General features: G+C 71.8%; 12 protein-coding genes. 6 read left to right on the plus strand and 6 right to left on the minus strand.

The window, feature by feature from the left end; translation table 11 throughout:
- The first annotated feature begins 160 nt into the window (after nucleotides 1-160).
- Nucleotides 161-1516 carry a homoserine dehydrogenase gene (locus AC07RV_RS08960; protein WP_296782808.1) on the plus strand — a complete coding sequence of 452 codons (1356 nt, stop codon included), beginning with the start codon at nucleotides 161-163 and terminating at the stop codon, nucleotides 1514-1516.
- Between the two features lie 7 nt (nucleotides 1517-1523).
- On the opposite strand, the gene AC07RV_RS08965 is transcribed toward AC07RV_RS08960, so the two are convergent.
- Together AC07RV_RS08965 and AC07RV_RS08970 are read right to left on the minus strand one after the other, a co-directional pair.
- Nucleotides 1524-3035: a sodium:solute symporter family protein gene (locus tag AC07RV_RS08965; RefSeq protein WP_296782805.1), complete on the minus strand. Its 1512-nt coding sequence runs from the start codon at nucleotides 3033-3035 to the stop codon at nucleotides 1524-1526.
- Entirely contained in the window at nucleotides 3032-3331 is a 300-nt protein-coding gene (locus AC07RV_RS08970) for a DUF3311 domain-containing protein (protein WP_296782803.1), read from the minus strand. Before AC07RV_RS08970 ends, AC07RV_RS08965 begins: the two co-directional genes overlap by 4 nt.
- Nucleotides 3332-3535: 204 nt before the next feature.
- Between AC07RV_RS08970 and AC07RV_RS08975 the strand changes: the two genes are divergently transcribed.
- The 3 genes from AC07RV_RS08975 to AC07RV_RS08985 are packed head-to-tail and all read left to right on the plus strand — an operon-like array spanning nucleotide 3536 to nucleotide 5509.
- The gene (locus AC07RV_RS08975) at nucleotides 3536-4072 is read left to right on the plus strand and encodes a helix-turn-helix domain-containing protein (RefSeq protein WP_093342133.1); all 537 of its coding nucleotides are present in this window, start codon (nucleotides 3536-3538) and stop codon (nucleotides 4070-4072) included.
- 13 nt (nucleotides 4073-4085) lie between these two features.
- Complete coding sequence (locus AC07RV_RS08980) at nucleotides 4086-4454, plus strand: TIGR04076 family protein (protein WP_093342132.1); 369 nt, start codon at nucleotides 4086-4088, stop codon at nucleotides 4452-4454.
- Nucleotides 4451-5509 (plus strand): aldo/keto reductase, encoded by a 1059-nt coding sequence (locus AC07RV_RS08985; RefSeq protein WP_296782800.1) that lies wholly within the window; start codon nucleotides 4451-4453, stop codon nucleotides 5507-5509. The genes AC07RV_RS08980 and AC07RV_RS08985 overlap by 4 nt, the downstream gene beginning before the upstream one ends.
- 12 nt (nucleotides 5510-5521) lie before the next feature.
- On the opposite strand, the gene AC07RV_RS08990 is transcribed toward AC07RV_RS08985, so the two are convergent.
- The gene (locus AC07RV_RS08990; RefSeq protein ID WP_296782798.1) at nucleotides 5522-5932 is read right to left on the minus strand and encodes a PPC domain-containing DNA-binding protein; all 411 of its coding nucleotides are present in this window, start codon (nucleotides 5930-5932) and stop codon (nucleotides 5522-5524) included.
- Between the two features lie 13 nt (nucleotides 5933-5945).
- Nucleotides 5946-7616: a phosphoglucomutase (alpha-D-glucose-1,6-bisphosphate-dependent) gene (pgm, locus tag AC07RV_RS08995; protein ID WP_296782796.1), complete on the minus strand. Its 1671-nt coding sequence runs from the start codon at nucleotides 7614-7616 to the stop codon at nucleotides 5946-5948.
- A gap of 266 nt (nucleotides 7617-7882) precedes the next feature.
- On the opposite strand from pgm, the gene AC07RV_RS09000 reads away from it, so the two are divergent.
- Entirely contained in the window at nucleotides 7883-8218 is a 336-nt protein-coding gene (locus tag AC07RV_RS09000) for a hypothetical protein (protein ID WP_296782794.1), read from the plus strand.
- Between the two features lie 200 nt (nucleotides 8219-8418).
- The gene (locus AC07RV_RS09005) at nucleotides 8419-9771 is read left to right on the plus strand and encodes a putative bifunctional diguanylate cyclase/phosphodiesterase (protein WP_093342124.1); all 1353 of its coding nucleotides are present in this window, start codon (nucleotides 8419-8421) and stop codon (nucleotides 9769-9771) included.
- Between the two features lie 69 nt (nucleotides 9772-9840).
- Here AC07RV_RS09005 and AC07RV_RS09010 read toward each other — a convergent pair whose 3' ends face one another.
- Entirely contained in the window at nucleotides 9841-14163 is a 4323-nt protein-coding gene (locus AC07RV_RS09010; protein WP_296782791.1) for a cellulose biosynthesis protein BcsC, read from the minus strand.
- The gene (gene bcsZ / locus AC07RV_RS09015; protein WP_296782789.1) at nucleotides 14139-15374 is read right to left on the minus strand and encodes a cellulose synthase complex periplasmic endoglucanase BcsZ; all 1236 of its coding nucleotides are present in this window, start codon (nucleotides 15372-15374) and stop codon (nucleotides 14139-14141) included. The genes AC07RV_RS09010 and bcsZ overlap by 25 nt, the downstream gene beginning before the upstream one ends.
- Between the last annotated feature and the right edge of the window lie 17 nt (nucleotides 15375-15391).

The raw sequence follows: 15391 nt of genomic DNA on the forward strand, positions 1-15391 counted from the left end.
TGGGCAATGGATGCACGAATGATTACCACCATTACCACCGCGGCCACCTGAGCACGCGCAGGTGGCCGTTCCGGCAGCCACCTGGTGATCGCTCTTCCCCCGAACGAATGAAACCCAGCTCTGGCAGCTGGGTTTTTGTTTTTGTCGTTTGGAGAAGCCCATGTACCGCGATCCCGTCCAGTCCCTCGAAACCGTCGTGCCCAGCCAGGCCATGCGCCCGCTGCGCGTGGGCATGATCGGCATCGGCACCGTCGGCTCGGGCACCTTCCGCGTGCTGGCACGCAATCACGACCAGATCGCCGCGCGCGCCGGGCGCGGCATCGAGATCGTCATCGTGGCCGCGCGCAACCTCGCGCGCGCCGCGGGCATCGTGGGCGAGGGCGTGGCGCTCACCGACGATGCGATGCGCGTCGCGACCCATCCCGAGCTCGACGTGGTGGTCGAGGTGGCCGGCGGCACCGGCGCGGCGCGCGACTGGGTGCTGGCCGCGATCGCCCACGGCAAGCACGTGGTGACGGCCAACAAGGCGCTGCTGGCCGAGCATGGCGGCGAGATCTTCGAGGCCGCGCGCCGCCACGGCGTGGCGGTGGCCTACGAGGGCGCGGTGGCGGTCAGCATTCCGATCGTGAAGGCGCTGCGCGAAGGCCTCGTGGCCAACCGCATCGAATGGGTGGCGGGCATCGTCAACGGCACCACCAACTTCATCCTGAGCAAGATGCGCGACGAGGGCCTGGACTTCGGCGCGGCGCTCGCGCAGGCCCAGGCGCTCGGCTATGCCGAGGCCGATCCGACCTTCGACGTCGAGGGCATCGACGCGGCCCACAAGCTCACATTGCTCGCGGCCAATGCCTTCGGCATGCCGCTGCGCTTCGCCGACGTGCAGGCCGAAGGCATCACGGCGCTGCAGGGGCTGGACGTGGCCTGCGCCGAGCAGCTGGGCTTTCGCGTCAAGCTGCTGGGCGTGGCGCGCCGCCGCGAAGCCGGTGTCGAGCTGCGCGTGCAGCCCGCGCTGGTGCCCGCCGAGCACCTGATGGCGCATGTGAACGGCTCGATGAACGCGGTGATGGTCAAGGGCGATGCCTCGGGCGTGACGATGTACTACGGCGCCGGTGCCGGCTCGGAACAGACCGCCTCGGCCGTGATCGCCGACCTGGTGGACGTGGCGCGGCTGGCCGGCACCCCGGCCGCGCAGCGCGTGCCGCACCTGGGCTTCCATGCGCATGCGATGAATGCGCTCGAGGTGCTGCCGCGCGCGGCGGTGCGCAGCGCGCACTACCTGCGCGTGCCGGTGCATGCGGCCGGTGGCATCGAGGCCGTGACGGCCTGGCTCGCCGGCCAGCAGGTGCCGGTGCGGCAGGTGACGCTGGCCGCGCCCTGCGCGGCCGGCGCGCAGGTGCTGGTGCTGACCGAGCCGATGGCGCAGGGCGCGCTCGATCTCGCGGTGCATGCGCTGCAGTCGCACCCGGCCGTGGCCGGCGCGGTCGCGACGCTGCGCGTGGAAACGCTGGAAGGCTGAAGCCCGCTCAGGCGGCGCGCGCGGGCAGGCCGCCGGATGCGGTTCGCGGAGCCTCGTCGTCGAACTGCCCCAGTGCCAGCGCGGCGGCACGCGGCCGCTGCGTGACCAGGCTCACGGCCACCACCACCGCCGCATTGATCGCCATCGCGATCAGCCCGGCCTCCCATTGCGGCAGCGCGGTCGCCCAGAACTTGGCGGCCGGCGGCGCGAGCAGGGCCGCGAAGCCCGCGATCAGCCCGGCCAGCACGCCGAGCGCGCTGGTGCGCTTCCAGAGGAAGCCGAGGAACACGCCGGGCGCCAGCATGCCGATGGCCGAATAGGCGTCGAGCAGGATCTTCACCAGCGAGCCCTTCTGGCTGATCGACAGCCACACGGCGATCGCCGCGAAGCACACCAGCGAGCCGCGCGACAGCGCCAGCGCCGTGCCTTCGCCGAGCGCGGGCCTGAAGGGCCGCACCACGTTGCGCGTGAAGATCGAGCCGGCCGTCAGCAGCAGCAGCGAGCCCGGCGCCAGCGCCAGCAGGAAGCCGGTGCCCGCGAGCAGGCCCACGGTCCAGGCCGGATAGCGGTCGGACACGAACTGCAGCAGCGCCGCGTTGAGGTTGCCGCCCGGCGGCTGCGTGCCCGCGATCAGCGCCGCGAAGCCCAGCAGGATGATGAAGAAATAGGCCAGCGAGTAGATCGGCTGCCAGATCGCGTTGCGCCGGATCGCGGTGGCGCTGTGCGCCGTGTACGACATCTGGAACAGGTGCGGGAACACCCAGTTGCCCAGCGCGATGTTGATGGCCGAGGTCATGAGCCAGATCGCGGTGGTCGGCGAGCTCGCATCGAGGCCCGGGAAGCTGCCGATGCCCGGGTGCTTCGCCTCGGCCAGCGCGAACAGGTCGAGCAGCGAGGCCGCGCCCACCTTGCTCGCCACCGTCACGCTCAGCAGCACCACGACCAGCACCATCAGCACGTCCTTCACGCCGGCCGCGAAGGCCGCCGAGCGCACGCCGGCCACGAACACGAAGGCGATCATCAACAGGCCCGCGCCGATGGTCGCGGCCTCGCTCGACACCGCGCCGTCGAGCGTGAGCTGCACGATCAGGCCCAGGCTCACGAGCTGGATCTGCACGTAGACCACCAGCGAGGCGATGCCGACCACGCCGGTGAGCACGCCGAGCCAGGGCGCCTCGTAGCGCGCGGCGAAGAAGTCGGACTGCGTGAGCAGGCGCCCGATGCGCCCCGCGCGCCAGATCTTCGGCATCAGCCAGTAGCCGACCGCATAGCTCATCGACACCGAGCAGAAGGCCAGGTAGGCCGGCGCGCCCAGCGCCCAGGCATAGCCCGAGATGCCGAGCACCGCGAAGGTGGTGTAGACCTCGCCCGCGTTCATGAACCAGAACAGCAGGGTGCCGAGGCTGCGGCCGCCGACGGCCCATTCGGCCAAGGTGGCGGCGCGCCGGGTGCGGCGGCCATAGGCGATGGCGCCCGCGACCGTGGCGAGCAGGATGGCCAGGACGATCGCGAGCTTCATCGCGCGCTCCCGTGGCCGTCGGTACCGGCGTCCTGGTGCCGCGCGAGGAAGTCGGCTTCCTCGTCCTCCACGCCATGGCGCGCGTCGAGCCGGAACACCAGCGCGATCGCCACGCTCGTGAGCACGATGCCCGCCATCTGCCAGGCCATCGGGAACGGCAGGCCGAAGGGCCGCAGCGCGATGTCGTTGACCACGGGCGCGAGGCCGGCCTGCCAGACGAAGGGGAAGGCCAGCAGCCATCGGTAGGTGCGGCGGCGGGGAGGCGATGCGATGGAGGAGGGAGACGGGCCGGCCATTCGAAACTCCTGTGAAGTGCTGCTGCACGAGATGGGCGCGGAGTGTGCAGCCAAAGTGCACTAAGCACAAGTGGTGAGTATTCGGGTTTTCCTCGTATTTAATGCGCTATCTCTGGGCGTCCAGCCATCTTGACGTGCACCGTCATGGCACATAGCATTGCCTTATTCGTGCTGTCAGGCTGCACAAAAAGGAAATCCCCACCCATGATCGGCGAACGGCTCAAGGAACTGCGCACCGCACGCGGCCTCTCGTTGCGCGAGCTCGCGGCCCAGGCCGGCGTGTCGGCCACCTTGCTGAGCCAGATCGAGCGCGCGGTCACCGACCCCAGCCTCGAAACCCTGCGCCGGCTGGCCGGCGTGTTCGGCGAATCGGTGTCCTCGCTGTTCTCCGACCCCGCGCCGCCCACCGTCTGGGTCAGCCGGCCGGGACGGCGCGCGATGCTCACGGCGCCGCAGGGCCAGGTCGCCTACGAGCGGCTGACCGCCGGCGTGGGCCAGCTCGAGGTGCTGCGCGCGGTGCTGCAGCCGGGCCAGATGTCGGCCGACGAGCCGCGCGGCCATGCCTCGGCCGAATGCGTCTACGTGGTGGCCGGCGCGCTGGTGGCGCAGGTCGCGGGCGTCGACTACCCGGTGCAGGCCGGCGAGAGCATCTCCTTCGACGCGCGGCTGCCGCATCGCTACATGAACGCCTCGCAGGCGCCGACCGAAATCATCCTGTCGGTGACGCCGCCCAATCCCTGAGCAGGAGCCCCCCATGAGCACACCGACCGATTCCGCCGCCGAGCGCAGCTTCACGCTGCACGACCTGCGCGTCGAGGTGGTCGCGCCCGAGGGCGCGCGCATCTACTGCGGCCAGCCCGGCGACCACTTCGAGTTGCGCGGCGAAATGCTGCACCTGCCGCCGGGGCAGGGCTTCTCGATCTATTCGCTGGGCGCGGTGCTGCCGCTGCTGGCCGCCAAGCAGCGCGCCACCGACGGCAACGACTGGATGAGCACCGACGCCGAGATCGCCTGCCCCGATCCGAACTGCCCCTCGCGCCTTCGCATCACGCGCATCGGCACGCGCGTCTTCCGCCACGCCGACACCACGGCCGTGGTCCACCCTTCCGACCTTCGACCATGAGCACCGTCCCCCGCACCGAACTCGCCCCTGGCTATTCCATCTCGCGCATGCTCAAGGGCGGCTGGCAGCTCGCCGGCGGCCATGGCGGCATCGACCGCGCCGCGGCCATCGCCGACATGTCGGCCTACTACCAGGCCGGCATCACCACCTTCGACTGCGCCGACATCTACACCGGCGTCGAGGAACTGATCGGCGAGTTCCGCCGCGAGCACCGCGCGCGCCACGGCGCCGACAGCCTCGCGCAGCTGCGCGTGCACACCAAGTTCGTGCCCGACCTCGCGCTGCTGCCGAGCATCGACAAGCAGCAGGTCGAACAGACCATCGATCGCTCGCTGCGCCGCCTCGGCGTGGAGCGGCTCGACCTGGTGCAGTTCCACTGGTGGGACTACCGCGTGCCGCGCTATGTCGAGGTCGCGCACTGGCTCGCCGAGCTGCAGCGCGCCGGCAAGATCGAACTGCTGGGCGGCACCAACTTCGACACGCAGCGCGCGCGCGAACTGGGCGACGCGGGCCTGCCGCTGCGCAGCATGCAGGTGCAGTACTCGCTGCTCGACCAGCGGCCACGTACGCGGCTCGCGGCCTGGTGCGCGCAGGCCGGCGTGAAGCTGCTGTGCTACGGCAGCGTGGCTGGCGGCTTTCTCTCCGAACGCTGGCTCGGCGTGAGCGAACCGGCCGAGCCGCTGGAGAACCGTTCGCTGGTCAAGTACAAGCTGATCATCGACGACTTCGGCGGCTGGGATCTGTTCCAGGCACTGCTGCAAGCCTTGCAGAAGATCGCGCAGCGGCATGGCACCTCGCTGTCGGCGGTCGCGATGCGCTGGGTGCTCGCGCAGCCCGAGGTGGCGGCCGTGATCGTCGGCGTGCGCCGCGGCGACCATCTGCCCGACCACCTGCGCATGCTCGCGTTGCAGCTCGACGCGGCCGACCTCGCGGCGCTCGACGCGGTGCTCGCGCAGCGCCGGCCGGACAGCGGCGACGTCTACGAGGTCGAGCGCGACATCGAGGGGCGGCATGGCCGCGTCATGAAGTACGACCTCAACGACAAGCCGCACTGAGGCCCGTCCGGCTCATTCGCGATCCAGAGTTTTCTCGCGCATCCTCAGTTCGGCATAGCCCGTGGCCTCGTCGTGCTCGCGCGAGAAGCGCCATTCGGGCGGCAGCGCCAACAGCACTTCAGCGGTGGTGCGCACCACGCAGCCCGGCGCCGCATGGCCGCCCCAGACGCGGCCCTGCGCGTCCGCCACGCTGATGTGCAGGTGCGAGCCCGTGGGCGAGAGCGAGCCCGCGAGCGTGAGGATCTCCAGGTCGCCCTCGAGTGCCGCGGGCTCGGGCGTGCCCGCGAAGCGGATCCGCGCACCGCGCAGGCTGCCGATGCCCGAGAGCACGAAGGCCGCGTCCACCGCCTGCTGCGCAAGCACGCGGTCGAGCGCCGCGCGCAGGTCGTCGCCGGGCGAGAGGCGCAGGGGCAGCGTGCGCATCGCGCGACCGGTGTCAGGGCGCCGCGAGTGCGCCGTCCACCACCTGCTGCGCTTCCTCGAGGATGCGCGCCAGGTGCTCCTGGCCCTGGAAGCTCTCGCCGTAGATCTTGTAGATGTTCTCGGTGCCCGAGGGACGCGCCGCGAACCAGCCGTTCTCGGTGACGACCTTCACGCCGCCGATGGCCGCGCCGTTGCCGGGCGCATGGCTCAGCACCTCGACGATCTTCTCGCCCGCGAGTTCGGTCGAGCGGATCTGCGCGGGCGACAGGCTCGACAGCCGCTTCTTCTGTTCGACCGTGGCCGCCGCGTCGACGCGGTCGGACACCGGCCGGCCCAGCGCCTGCGTGAGTTCGGCATAGCGCTCGCCCGGATCGCGCCCGGTGCGCGCGGCGATCTCGGCCGACAGCAGCGCCGGCACGATGCCGTCCTTGTCGGTGGTCCAGGCCGTGCCGTCGCGGCGCAGGAAGGTCGCGCCCGCGCTCTCCTCGCCGCCGAAGGCCAGCGAGCCGTCGACCAGCCCGTCGACGAACCACTTGAAGCCCACCGGCACCTCGTAGAGACGGCGGCCCAGGCGCTGGGCCACGCGGTCGATCATGCGGCTGCTCACCACGGTCTTGCCGACGGCCGCGGCGGCGGGCCAGTCGGGGCGGTGCGTGTAGAGGTAGTCGATCATCACCGCGAGGTAGCTGTTGGGCTGCATCAGGCCGCTGCTGCCCGCCACCACGCCGTGGCGGTCGTGGTCGGTGTCGCAGGCGAAGGCGATGCCGAAGCGGTCCTTGAGCGCGATCAACTGGTGCATCGCATCGGGCGAGGACGGGTCCATGCGGATGCGTCCGTCCCAGTCGAGCGACATGAAGCGGAAGGTCGGGTCGACCTCCTGGCTCAGCACCGTCAGGCGCGAGAGCTTGTAGCGCTCGGCGATCGCGGGCCAGTAGTGCACGCCCGCGCCGCCCAGCGGATCGACGCCCAGGTCGATCCGAACGTCGCGGATGGCGTCCATGTCGAGCACCTGCGCGAGGTCTTCCACATAGGTGTTCAGGTAGTCGTGCCGGTGCGTGGTCGAGGCCTTGAGCGCCTGCGCCAGCGGCAGCCGCTTCACGCCCTGCAGGCCGTTGGCCAGGAAGCCGTTGGCGGCGGCCTCGACCGCCGAGGTGATGTCGGTGCCGGCCGGTCCGCCGTTGGGCGGGTTGTACTTGAAGCCGCCGCTCTCGGGCGGGTTGTGCGAGGGCGTGATCACGATGCCGTCGGCCAATCCGGTGCTGCGGCCGCGGTTGTAGACCAGGATCGCGTGCGACACCGCGGGCGTGGGCGTGTATTCGTCGTCCTGCGAGAGCATCAGCTCGACGCCGTTGGCGGCCAGCACCTCGACCGCGCTGTTGAAGGCCGGCGTGGAAAGCGCATGGGTGTCGATGCCGAGGAACAGCGGCCCGTCGATGCCTTTCTGGCGCCGGTAGTCGCAGATCGCCTGGCTGATCGCGAGCACGTGCCATTCGTTGAAGCCGTTGTCGAAGGACGAGCCGCGGTGGCCCGAGGTGCCGAAGGCCACGCGCTGCGCGGCCACCGAGGGATCGGGCCGGCCGCTGTAGTAGGCCGAGATCAGTCGCGGCACGTTCACCAGCAGGTCGTGCGGCGCGGGCTGGCCGGGGAGGGCGGCGGGGGCCGAGGTCTTGGAGGCAGGGCTCATCGGTGTGTGTCCAGGGTTCTGAAGGCGGCGCCGGGCCGGGTGTTCCGAGGATACGGTGGCTGGCGCCGATGGCACAGTCGGAGATCGGCGCGTCATCTCCACTGGACCGGGCGCCGGATCGCATGCCAAGATTGCGCAAACGTTTCCCCTCCCGAATCCAGTAGGGAGATCGTGAATTTTGTCGATACTTTTGTTCTCGTTTCGCCCAGATCGCCCAAATTCGCGTCCGCGCCCGACTAAGCTACGCCCCGTTCAAGGAACCCCGAATGCGCATCCACGGCCGACACTGGCTTTCTCTCACGGCGCTGCTCCTGCTGGCCGCCGGCTGCCAGGCGCCGCCCAAGGACCGTCCCCTCACCTCCGAGGTGCCGGAGCCGCCGGCCTTTGCGCCGCCGCCCGAAAGCTGTCTGGCCGAGGGCGTGCGCTTCGCGCTGGGCCTGCGCGTCACCGCGCCGCTGCTCGAGGAAATGCGCCAGCGCAGCGGCGCGAAGTTCGCGCGCACCCTGCTGGTCACCGACCCGTCCGACCCCGTGCTCGATCCGACCCGGCTCAACGTGAGGGTCGAACCCTCGGGCCGCATCGTGGGAGCGAGCTGCCAATAGAAGAGAGCCCGACCCGCCACTTCGATCCCGCTTCCCCGTTCCAGGCGCCGCATCCGCGAACGCTTGGGTGCCGCGGTGTTGCGCGAAGACCGCGAACCTCACAATTCGCCCCGCACGGATCGCTCCACGGTCAGTTTTGAGAGAACAATAGATTGCGATTTTCCGGACTCAGCCCTTTGTCGACCAAGCAACCTCCCGCCATGGCCCTGCCGGATTCCGGACTCAACCGCCTTCCGCCCGATGAGGTGCTGCGCCCGCTGCTGGCCGACTGGGCCCGCGAGGGCAAGCGGCTGGCCATCGTCTGCTTCATCGACCTCGATCGTTTCGCCGACGTGAACCAGCGCCTGGGCATGGCCGGCGGCAACGCCGCGCTCGAGGAAGCGCGCCGCCGCCTCAAGGCCCAACTGCCGCGCGAGGGCCTGCTGGCCCATGTCGGTGGCGACGAGTTCGCGGCCGTGTTCGCGGGCATCGGCAATTCGCAATGCCACCAGGTGCTCGAACGCATGCTGGCCGCGCTGTCCGAACCCTGGGAATGGCGCGGCCATGCCGTCAGCCTCGAGGCCAGCCTCGGTGCGCGGCTGCTCGACGCCAGCGGCCCGCCGCCCGAGCTCGCGCTGCGCCAGGCCAGCCATGCGGCCTTCTTCGCCAAGCGCGCGGGCGACGGCCGGGTGCATTACTTCGACGCGCCGCAGGCCCATGCCGACGAGCAGATGGTGCGCGCGCGCCAGCGCATCCAGGAAGGCCTGGAGCGCGACGAATTCTTCCTCTGCTACCAGCCCAAGGTCGACATGCAGCGCGGCGTGATGGTGGGCGTCGAGGCGCTGATTCGCTGGCAGCATCCCGAGCGCGGCCTGCTGCAGCCCGGGCAGTTCGTGCCGCTCACCGAGGGCGACGAGCTCGCCGAGCGCATGGGCGACTGGGTGATCGGCGCGGCGCTGCGGCAGGCGCACGAATGGCGTTCGGCCGGCCTGCGCACCGCGATCAGCGTCAACGTGAGCCCGCGCCACATGATGCGCTGGGACTTCGTCGACCGGCTCGCGCAGCACCTGGCGCAGTTCCCCAAGCTGGGCGCCGGCACGCTCGAGCTCGAGATCCTCGAGACCACCGCCATCAGCAAGTTCTCCACCGTGGCCCGTTTCGTCGAGGCCTGCAAGGGCCTGGGCGTGCCGGTCGCCATCGACGACTTCGGCACCGGCTATTCCTCGCTGACCTACCTGCGCCAGCTGCCCGTGTCCTCGGTCAAGATCGACCAGTCCTTCATCCGCGGCATGCTCGAGAGCGAGCAGGACCGCGCGATCGTGCAGGGCATCCTCGCGCTGCTCAAGGCGCTGGGCCGCACGCCCGTGGCCGAGGGCGTCGAAACGCTCGAGCTCGGCGAGGCACTGCTCGAGATGGGCTGCACGCTGGCCCAGGGCTACGGCATCTCGATGCCGCTGTCGGCCTGCGACATTCCGCAATGGGTGCAGGACTTCGAGCGCGTGCCGCTGTGGGGTCCGCAGCAACACCGCGCGCAGGCGGTGCCTGTCGCGGGGCCGTCGGTCTCGGGCGGCTGAGCCCTCTTCAAAGACGAAAGCCGCGCGAGCCCCTCGGGGCCGCGCGGCTTTTTCATGGGCCGTCGCCGTTCAGAGCAGCGGCGTGTACGGCGACACCAGCGGCCGCAGCGTCGTGCCCGTGGGCACGCCCAGCGTGCTCGAGCCGTCGAACACGTAGCGCAGGTAGAGGCTGCCGGTGAACTGCCGGTAGTCCTGCGCGTTGTTCAGGCCGACCGAGCCGCCCAGGTACATCTTCGGCGCGAGCTGGTACTCGAGCACCGCGGCGAGGTTGTAGGCCAGGCCGGTCTTCGAGGTCTTCGGATAGCGGCCGTTGTAGATCGTGCTGGTGAGGCCCAGCGACGCCGCGCCGGCGGCCGCGCGACCGGCATCGCCGTTGCGGCTGCTGTCGGTCGGGAAGTAGGGCGTTTCCTTCTGGTTGAAGGCCTGCACGCCCAGCGAGGCATTGACGCGCCACGACAGCCGGTTGTTGCGCCCGCTCCAGTCCACCGGCAGCGCGAGGCTCACGAAGCTCTGCGGGCTGAAGTAGCCGCCATGGCCGAAGGTGTAGTAGCTGAGGTTCTTGTCGTAGCCCATGATGCCGAGGTTGAGCCCCAGCGTGAGCTTGTTGCCGGGTTCGCTCAGCAGGTGGATGTAGCTGCCGCCGCCGATCTCGAAGCGCGAGTTGCTCGCCACGTTCTTGCCGGTGAGGCCGTGCAGCGCGCCGTAGCCGTAGAAGCCGTAGGTGCCGTCGTCGTAGCCGATGTCGCCGCGCGCGCCGGTCGCGACCACGCCGCCCCAGCGCTCGCCGGTGCGCTCGTCCTTCGCGCCCGCGAAGGACAGCAGGCTGTCGGTGACCGGCCGGCGCGACAGGTCGGCCTTGTACGACCAGGCATCGCCGAAGGCGCCCTTGAAGGTGGCGTTGCCGATCAGGTTGACCTGCTGGAAGCCCAGCGGCGTGGTGCCGATGCTGGCGCCGAAGTTCTTGCCTTCGTAGCCCACGCTCAGGCCCAGGCCCGAGGCGTTCTGCTGGCCCGCCGTGGTGCCGTTCAGCAGGCCCGTGAAGGCCGAGCCGGGTCCGCCGCCGAAGCGGCTGGCGGTGGCCCAGTCGCCCGCGGGCGAGCCGGCATCGAGGAAGGTGGGCGTGACGCCCACGACGATCTTGCCGTCGCCGACCGGGAAGCGGGCCTCGAACGGAATCTCGAAGTCGGTGAGCCGGCTCAGGCCGGCCTCGCCCGCGCGGTTGCGGAACACGGTGCCCGCGGTGATGGAGACCGAGCGCGCGGCCTCGAGCTCGCGCAGTTCCGCCGCGGCCGAATCGGCCGGCGGCTGGGCACGCGGTGCCGCGTTCCAGCCGAGGTCGGCCGGCGCCGCACCCGGGCGCGGCAGCGGCAGCAGGCCGCCGCCCTGCACGTAGGCCGGCGGATAGCCGGCCTGCGGCGCCTGCGCGTAGACCGGTGCCACCGGCTGCGCGCCGGCCACCGGGTACTGCTGCAGCGGCGGCGCGATGTAGGCCGTGGCCTGGGGCGTGTTGGCCGTGCGCGCGGCGGTGCGCGTGTTCGCGGCCGGCGCGGCGGTGCTCGTCGTGCGGCGGCCCTTGGCATTGGCCGCGGGCTGCGAGCCCGCGGGCCACGGCGTCGCGCCCGGATAGCCCGCGTTCGCGGGCGCGGCGGGATAAGCCGGGTACTGCACGGGATAGGCGGCCGGGTACGCGCCCGCGGGGGCAGCCGCCGCATAGGCCACCGGCTGCATCCGCGCCTGGGCGAAGGGATTGCCGCCGGCGCCCGCGGGCACCGGCAGGGCCGTGCTCGCGGCGCCGCCGGTCATGCCGGCGAAGGGGTTCGCTGGCGGCAGGCCGCCCGGCACACCGGGCGCGCCGGGCGAACCGCCGGCCGCGAGCCGGCTGTCGGCCTCGACCGCGGCGCGCAGGTACTGCTCGGCCTTGCGGCTGTCGCCGGCATTGCGGTAGACGCGGCCGGCCGCGGTCAGCACGCGCGACTCGTCGGGCGCCTGCTTGAGCGCGGCCATCACGTAGCTCTCGGCGTCGCTGTGGTTGCGCTGCGCGCTCGCGCTCGCGGCGGCCGCCAGCAGGGTGTCGAGGTCGGTCGGGCTGCGCTGCAGCACGCGCTGGTAGAGCGCCAATGCCTGGCTCTCGTCGCGCGCGGCCGAATACAGCCGCGCGAGCGCGGCCAATGCCTTCGGGTCGTCGGGCTGCTCGGCCAGCACCGGCGCCATCGCGTTGTAGGCGGCCTCGAGGTTGCCGGCCTCGCGCAGCGCATCGGTCTGGCGCAGCGCGTAGGCGATGCGCAGCGCATCGAAGTCGGCGCGCTGGGACGAGGTCATGCTGGTGCTCGCGAGCTGGCGCAGCACGGCCGACAGCTCGATGTCCTGGCGCGTCTTGAGCAGCACCGAGGCATAGAGCAGGCGGTTGGCCACGGTCGGCGTCGGCGTGCGCGCGAGCAGCTGGCGGCTCATCGCGAGCGCGCGCGGCGCGTCGCCGATGTCGGCATAGGCGCCCGCGAGCTGGCCGAAGATTTCGCTCGGCATGTCGCTGCTCAGCGAGGCTTCGGCCTGGCCCAGCAGCTGGCGCGCGGCGTCGACCTGGCCCTGGCGCGCGAGTGCCTGCGCGCGCTGCGCCTGCGACTGGGCCCAGAGCCGGCGCTGCAGCGCGGCCATCTCGCGGGTGCGCGAGCCGGCCGGGATGCGTTCGAGGTACTGGATGCCGGCGGCGGCGTCGCCGGTCTCGGAAGCCAGCAGGGCGCTCGCGAACAGCGCGTCGGGCATGTCGGGCTGCGACATCAGCAGGCCCTCCATCACGCCGCGCGCCTCGGCCACCAGGCCCTGGCGGCGGTAGATGTTGGCCAGGTCCAGCCGCACCCAGGGGCTGTCGGGCGCGGCGAGCATCGCGTCCTCGAGCGTGCGCTGCGCGCCAGCGGCGTCGCCGGCATCCGCCTGCTGCTTGGCCTTGGCACGCGCCTGTTCGACCTGGATGTCGCGCAGGCCGCCGAGCTGGGCCGCCTGCTCGGGCGTGAGGCGGCGCGAGAGTTCGAGCGCCTCGTCGGCGCGGCCCTGGCGGCCCAGCACCGCGATCAGGCCGCGCAGCGCCTGGCCGTCCGAGGGCTTGCTCTCGAGCACGCGGCGGTAGCCCTGCTCGGCCTGCGGCAGTTCGCCGGCGGCGGCGCGCAGGTCGGCCAGTGCGACCTGGCCCACGGGTTCGCGCCCGTCGATGCGCACCGCGCGCTCGAGCAGCGCCTGCGCGTTGCGCAGGTCGTTGCGGCCCTGCGCGGCGCGGGCCTGGTTCACGAGGTTCCAGTAGGTGGCGCTCTGCAGCGCCGAATTCCACTTGGTGTTGCCGCCGCGCGCGGCCTGCTCGAGGTACTGCTGCGCCTCGGCGAAGCGCTCCTGGCGCAGCCGCACCAGGCCCAGGCCGCCGAGCGCCTCGCTGTCGTCGGCCTTGGCGCGCAGCGCCTGCTGGAAGCGCTGCTCGGCGGTCGCCGGATCGCCGCGCTCGAGCGCGCGGTAGCCCTCGCCGAGCGGCACGCCCGGACCCGAGGCCGCGGTGGTGCGGCCGCTCTCGAGCGCTTCGAGGCGCGCGGCCACGGCCGTGTCGTTCTGGTTGTTGGCGAGGAACTCGCGGTACAGCGGGATGTCGGGCGCGCGCGCGTCGAGCCAGATCAGCGCCTGGCGCCAGCTCGTGCGCGCGGCCGCGCCCACGGTGGGCTGCTTCGAGAGATCGACCAGCGCGCGGATGCCTTCGCGCCGCGTGCTCTCGCTGTAGGTGCGCAGTTGCGCGAGCGCGAGCTTGTAGCTGGCGTTCTCGGGGTATTCGCGCGCCAGCTGCTCGATGCCGCGGCGGCCTTCGTCGGCGCCCTGCGGCGTGCTGCTCAGCGTCTGGTAGTACTCGAGCGCCAGCGCTTCGGGCGGCGGCCGGTTGTCGAACTGGTCGCGGTACAGCTGCACCGCCTCGGCCGCACGGCCGGCGCGCGCCGCCGCGCGGGCGCGCTGCAGCAGGCTGCCCTGGCCGGGGTTCTGCGCCTGCTGCTGCAGGCGCGACAGGCGCGGGTCGTTGGGCGCGGCCGCGCGCAGCCGCGCGATCCAGCTGCGCGCCGGCTCGGCATTGCCGCGCGAGAGCTCGACCTGCGCCATGCCGTACATCGCATCGGCCGATTGCGGGTTGACGCTCAGCAGCTTGCGCCAGCTCTCCTCGGCGAGGTCGACGCGGCCCTGCGACTGCCAGTAGTTGCCCTGTTCGATCAGGGCGGTGGCGGCGTCGGCCTGGGCGTGTGCCGGGTTGGCGGCGCCGAGGGTGGCGAACAGGCCCAGGCAGGCCAGCCAGCGCGCGGAGGGCAGGCCTCCCGGAGCACGGCGCAACCGGGTCGGGCGCGGCGATGTCATGCCGTGCGGGTGGGTCGACATAGCAGTCTCCATGAGGTTTGCAGCTGGCCGTTCCGAAGGAACTGGTAGCGCCCGTCGAGCCAGGCCTGGCCGAAGAGCAGCAGCATTTGTTCGTAGTAGGGAAGCAGGGCGGTCGACGGCTGGCCGTCGGCGCGCGAATTGGGCAGGCGCGCCAGCTCGGTGGCCAGCGCCTCGGGCATGTCCTGCGCCTTCAGGTAGGGCAGCAGCGCGCCGGCGAAACCCAGCGGCCCCATGCCGCGCACGGTGCCGGTGGCGGTGTCGACCAGCTCGGGGATCGGCTGGCGGTCGGCCAGCAGGCGCTTCGGGCCGGCCAGCGCCTGCAGCAGCGGCCGGCGGTCGGGCGAGGACTCGGCCAGCATGCCGGCCCAGAGGTAGACGCGGATCGCGTCGTAGCTGCCGACCGTGCCCTTCTCGGGATCGGCGACGAAGGCGCGCGCGTCCTCCGACCAGGCGCACCAGTCGGGCGAGAAGCCGCGCGGCGCCGTGGCCGCGAGCAGGCGCACCGTGTTGTCGGCCACCGCGGCCCAGGGGCCCTGCGGATCGGTCTGCTGGAAATAGCGCAGCAGCTGCAGCGGCATGTAGCTCGGGTTGAGCCGCCACACCGAGCCGGTGGCCACCGACTTGGGCCAGGGCAGCAGCATGCGGCCGAAGCCCGGCAGCAGCACCACTTCCTCGCGCGCCACCATGGCCAGCAGGCTGCGCCCCATGCTCGCGTAGCGCGGCTCGTTCCAGAGCCGGCCGGCCTCCATCAGCGCATAGGCGATCCAGAGATCGGCGTCGGAGGCGGGATTCGGATCGAGCACGCCCCAGCCGCCGCCGGGCTTGCGACCCCACTGCCAGGCCGGCAGGTTCTTCGCGATGCTGCCGTTGGCGAGGTTGGTCTCGGCCCAGCCCAGCACGCGCGCGAACAGCTCGCGGTCGTTGTGCACCAGCGCCAGGAACATGCAGTAGGACTGGCCCTCGGAGGTCGAGTGCTGCTGCGGCGTGTTGAAGTCGATCACGCGGCCGTCGCGCTGGATGTGGCGCGCGACGAAGGCGTTCCAGTCGGCGGCGGGATGGCAGGTGGCGGGCATCGGCGCGGCGGGCGGCGTGGCCTGCGCGGCCGCGCGCGTGCCGGTCCAGGCCAGCGCGGAGGCGGCCGCCGCCGCGAACAGCGAGCGGCGCCGCCGGTCGGGAGCGGAAGGGGGAAGCGTGGGCTTCGAACCTGGCATCGTGGGGTCGGTCTCCG

The organism is Variovorax sp. GW821-FHT09B01, assembly GCF_059418345.1.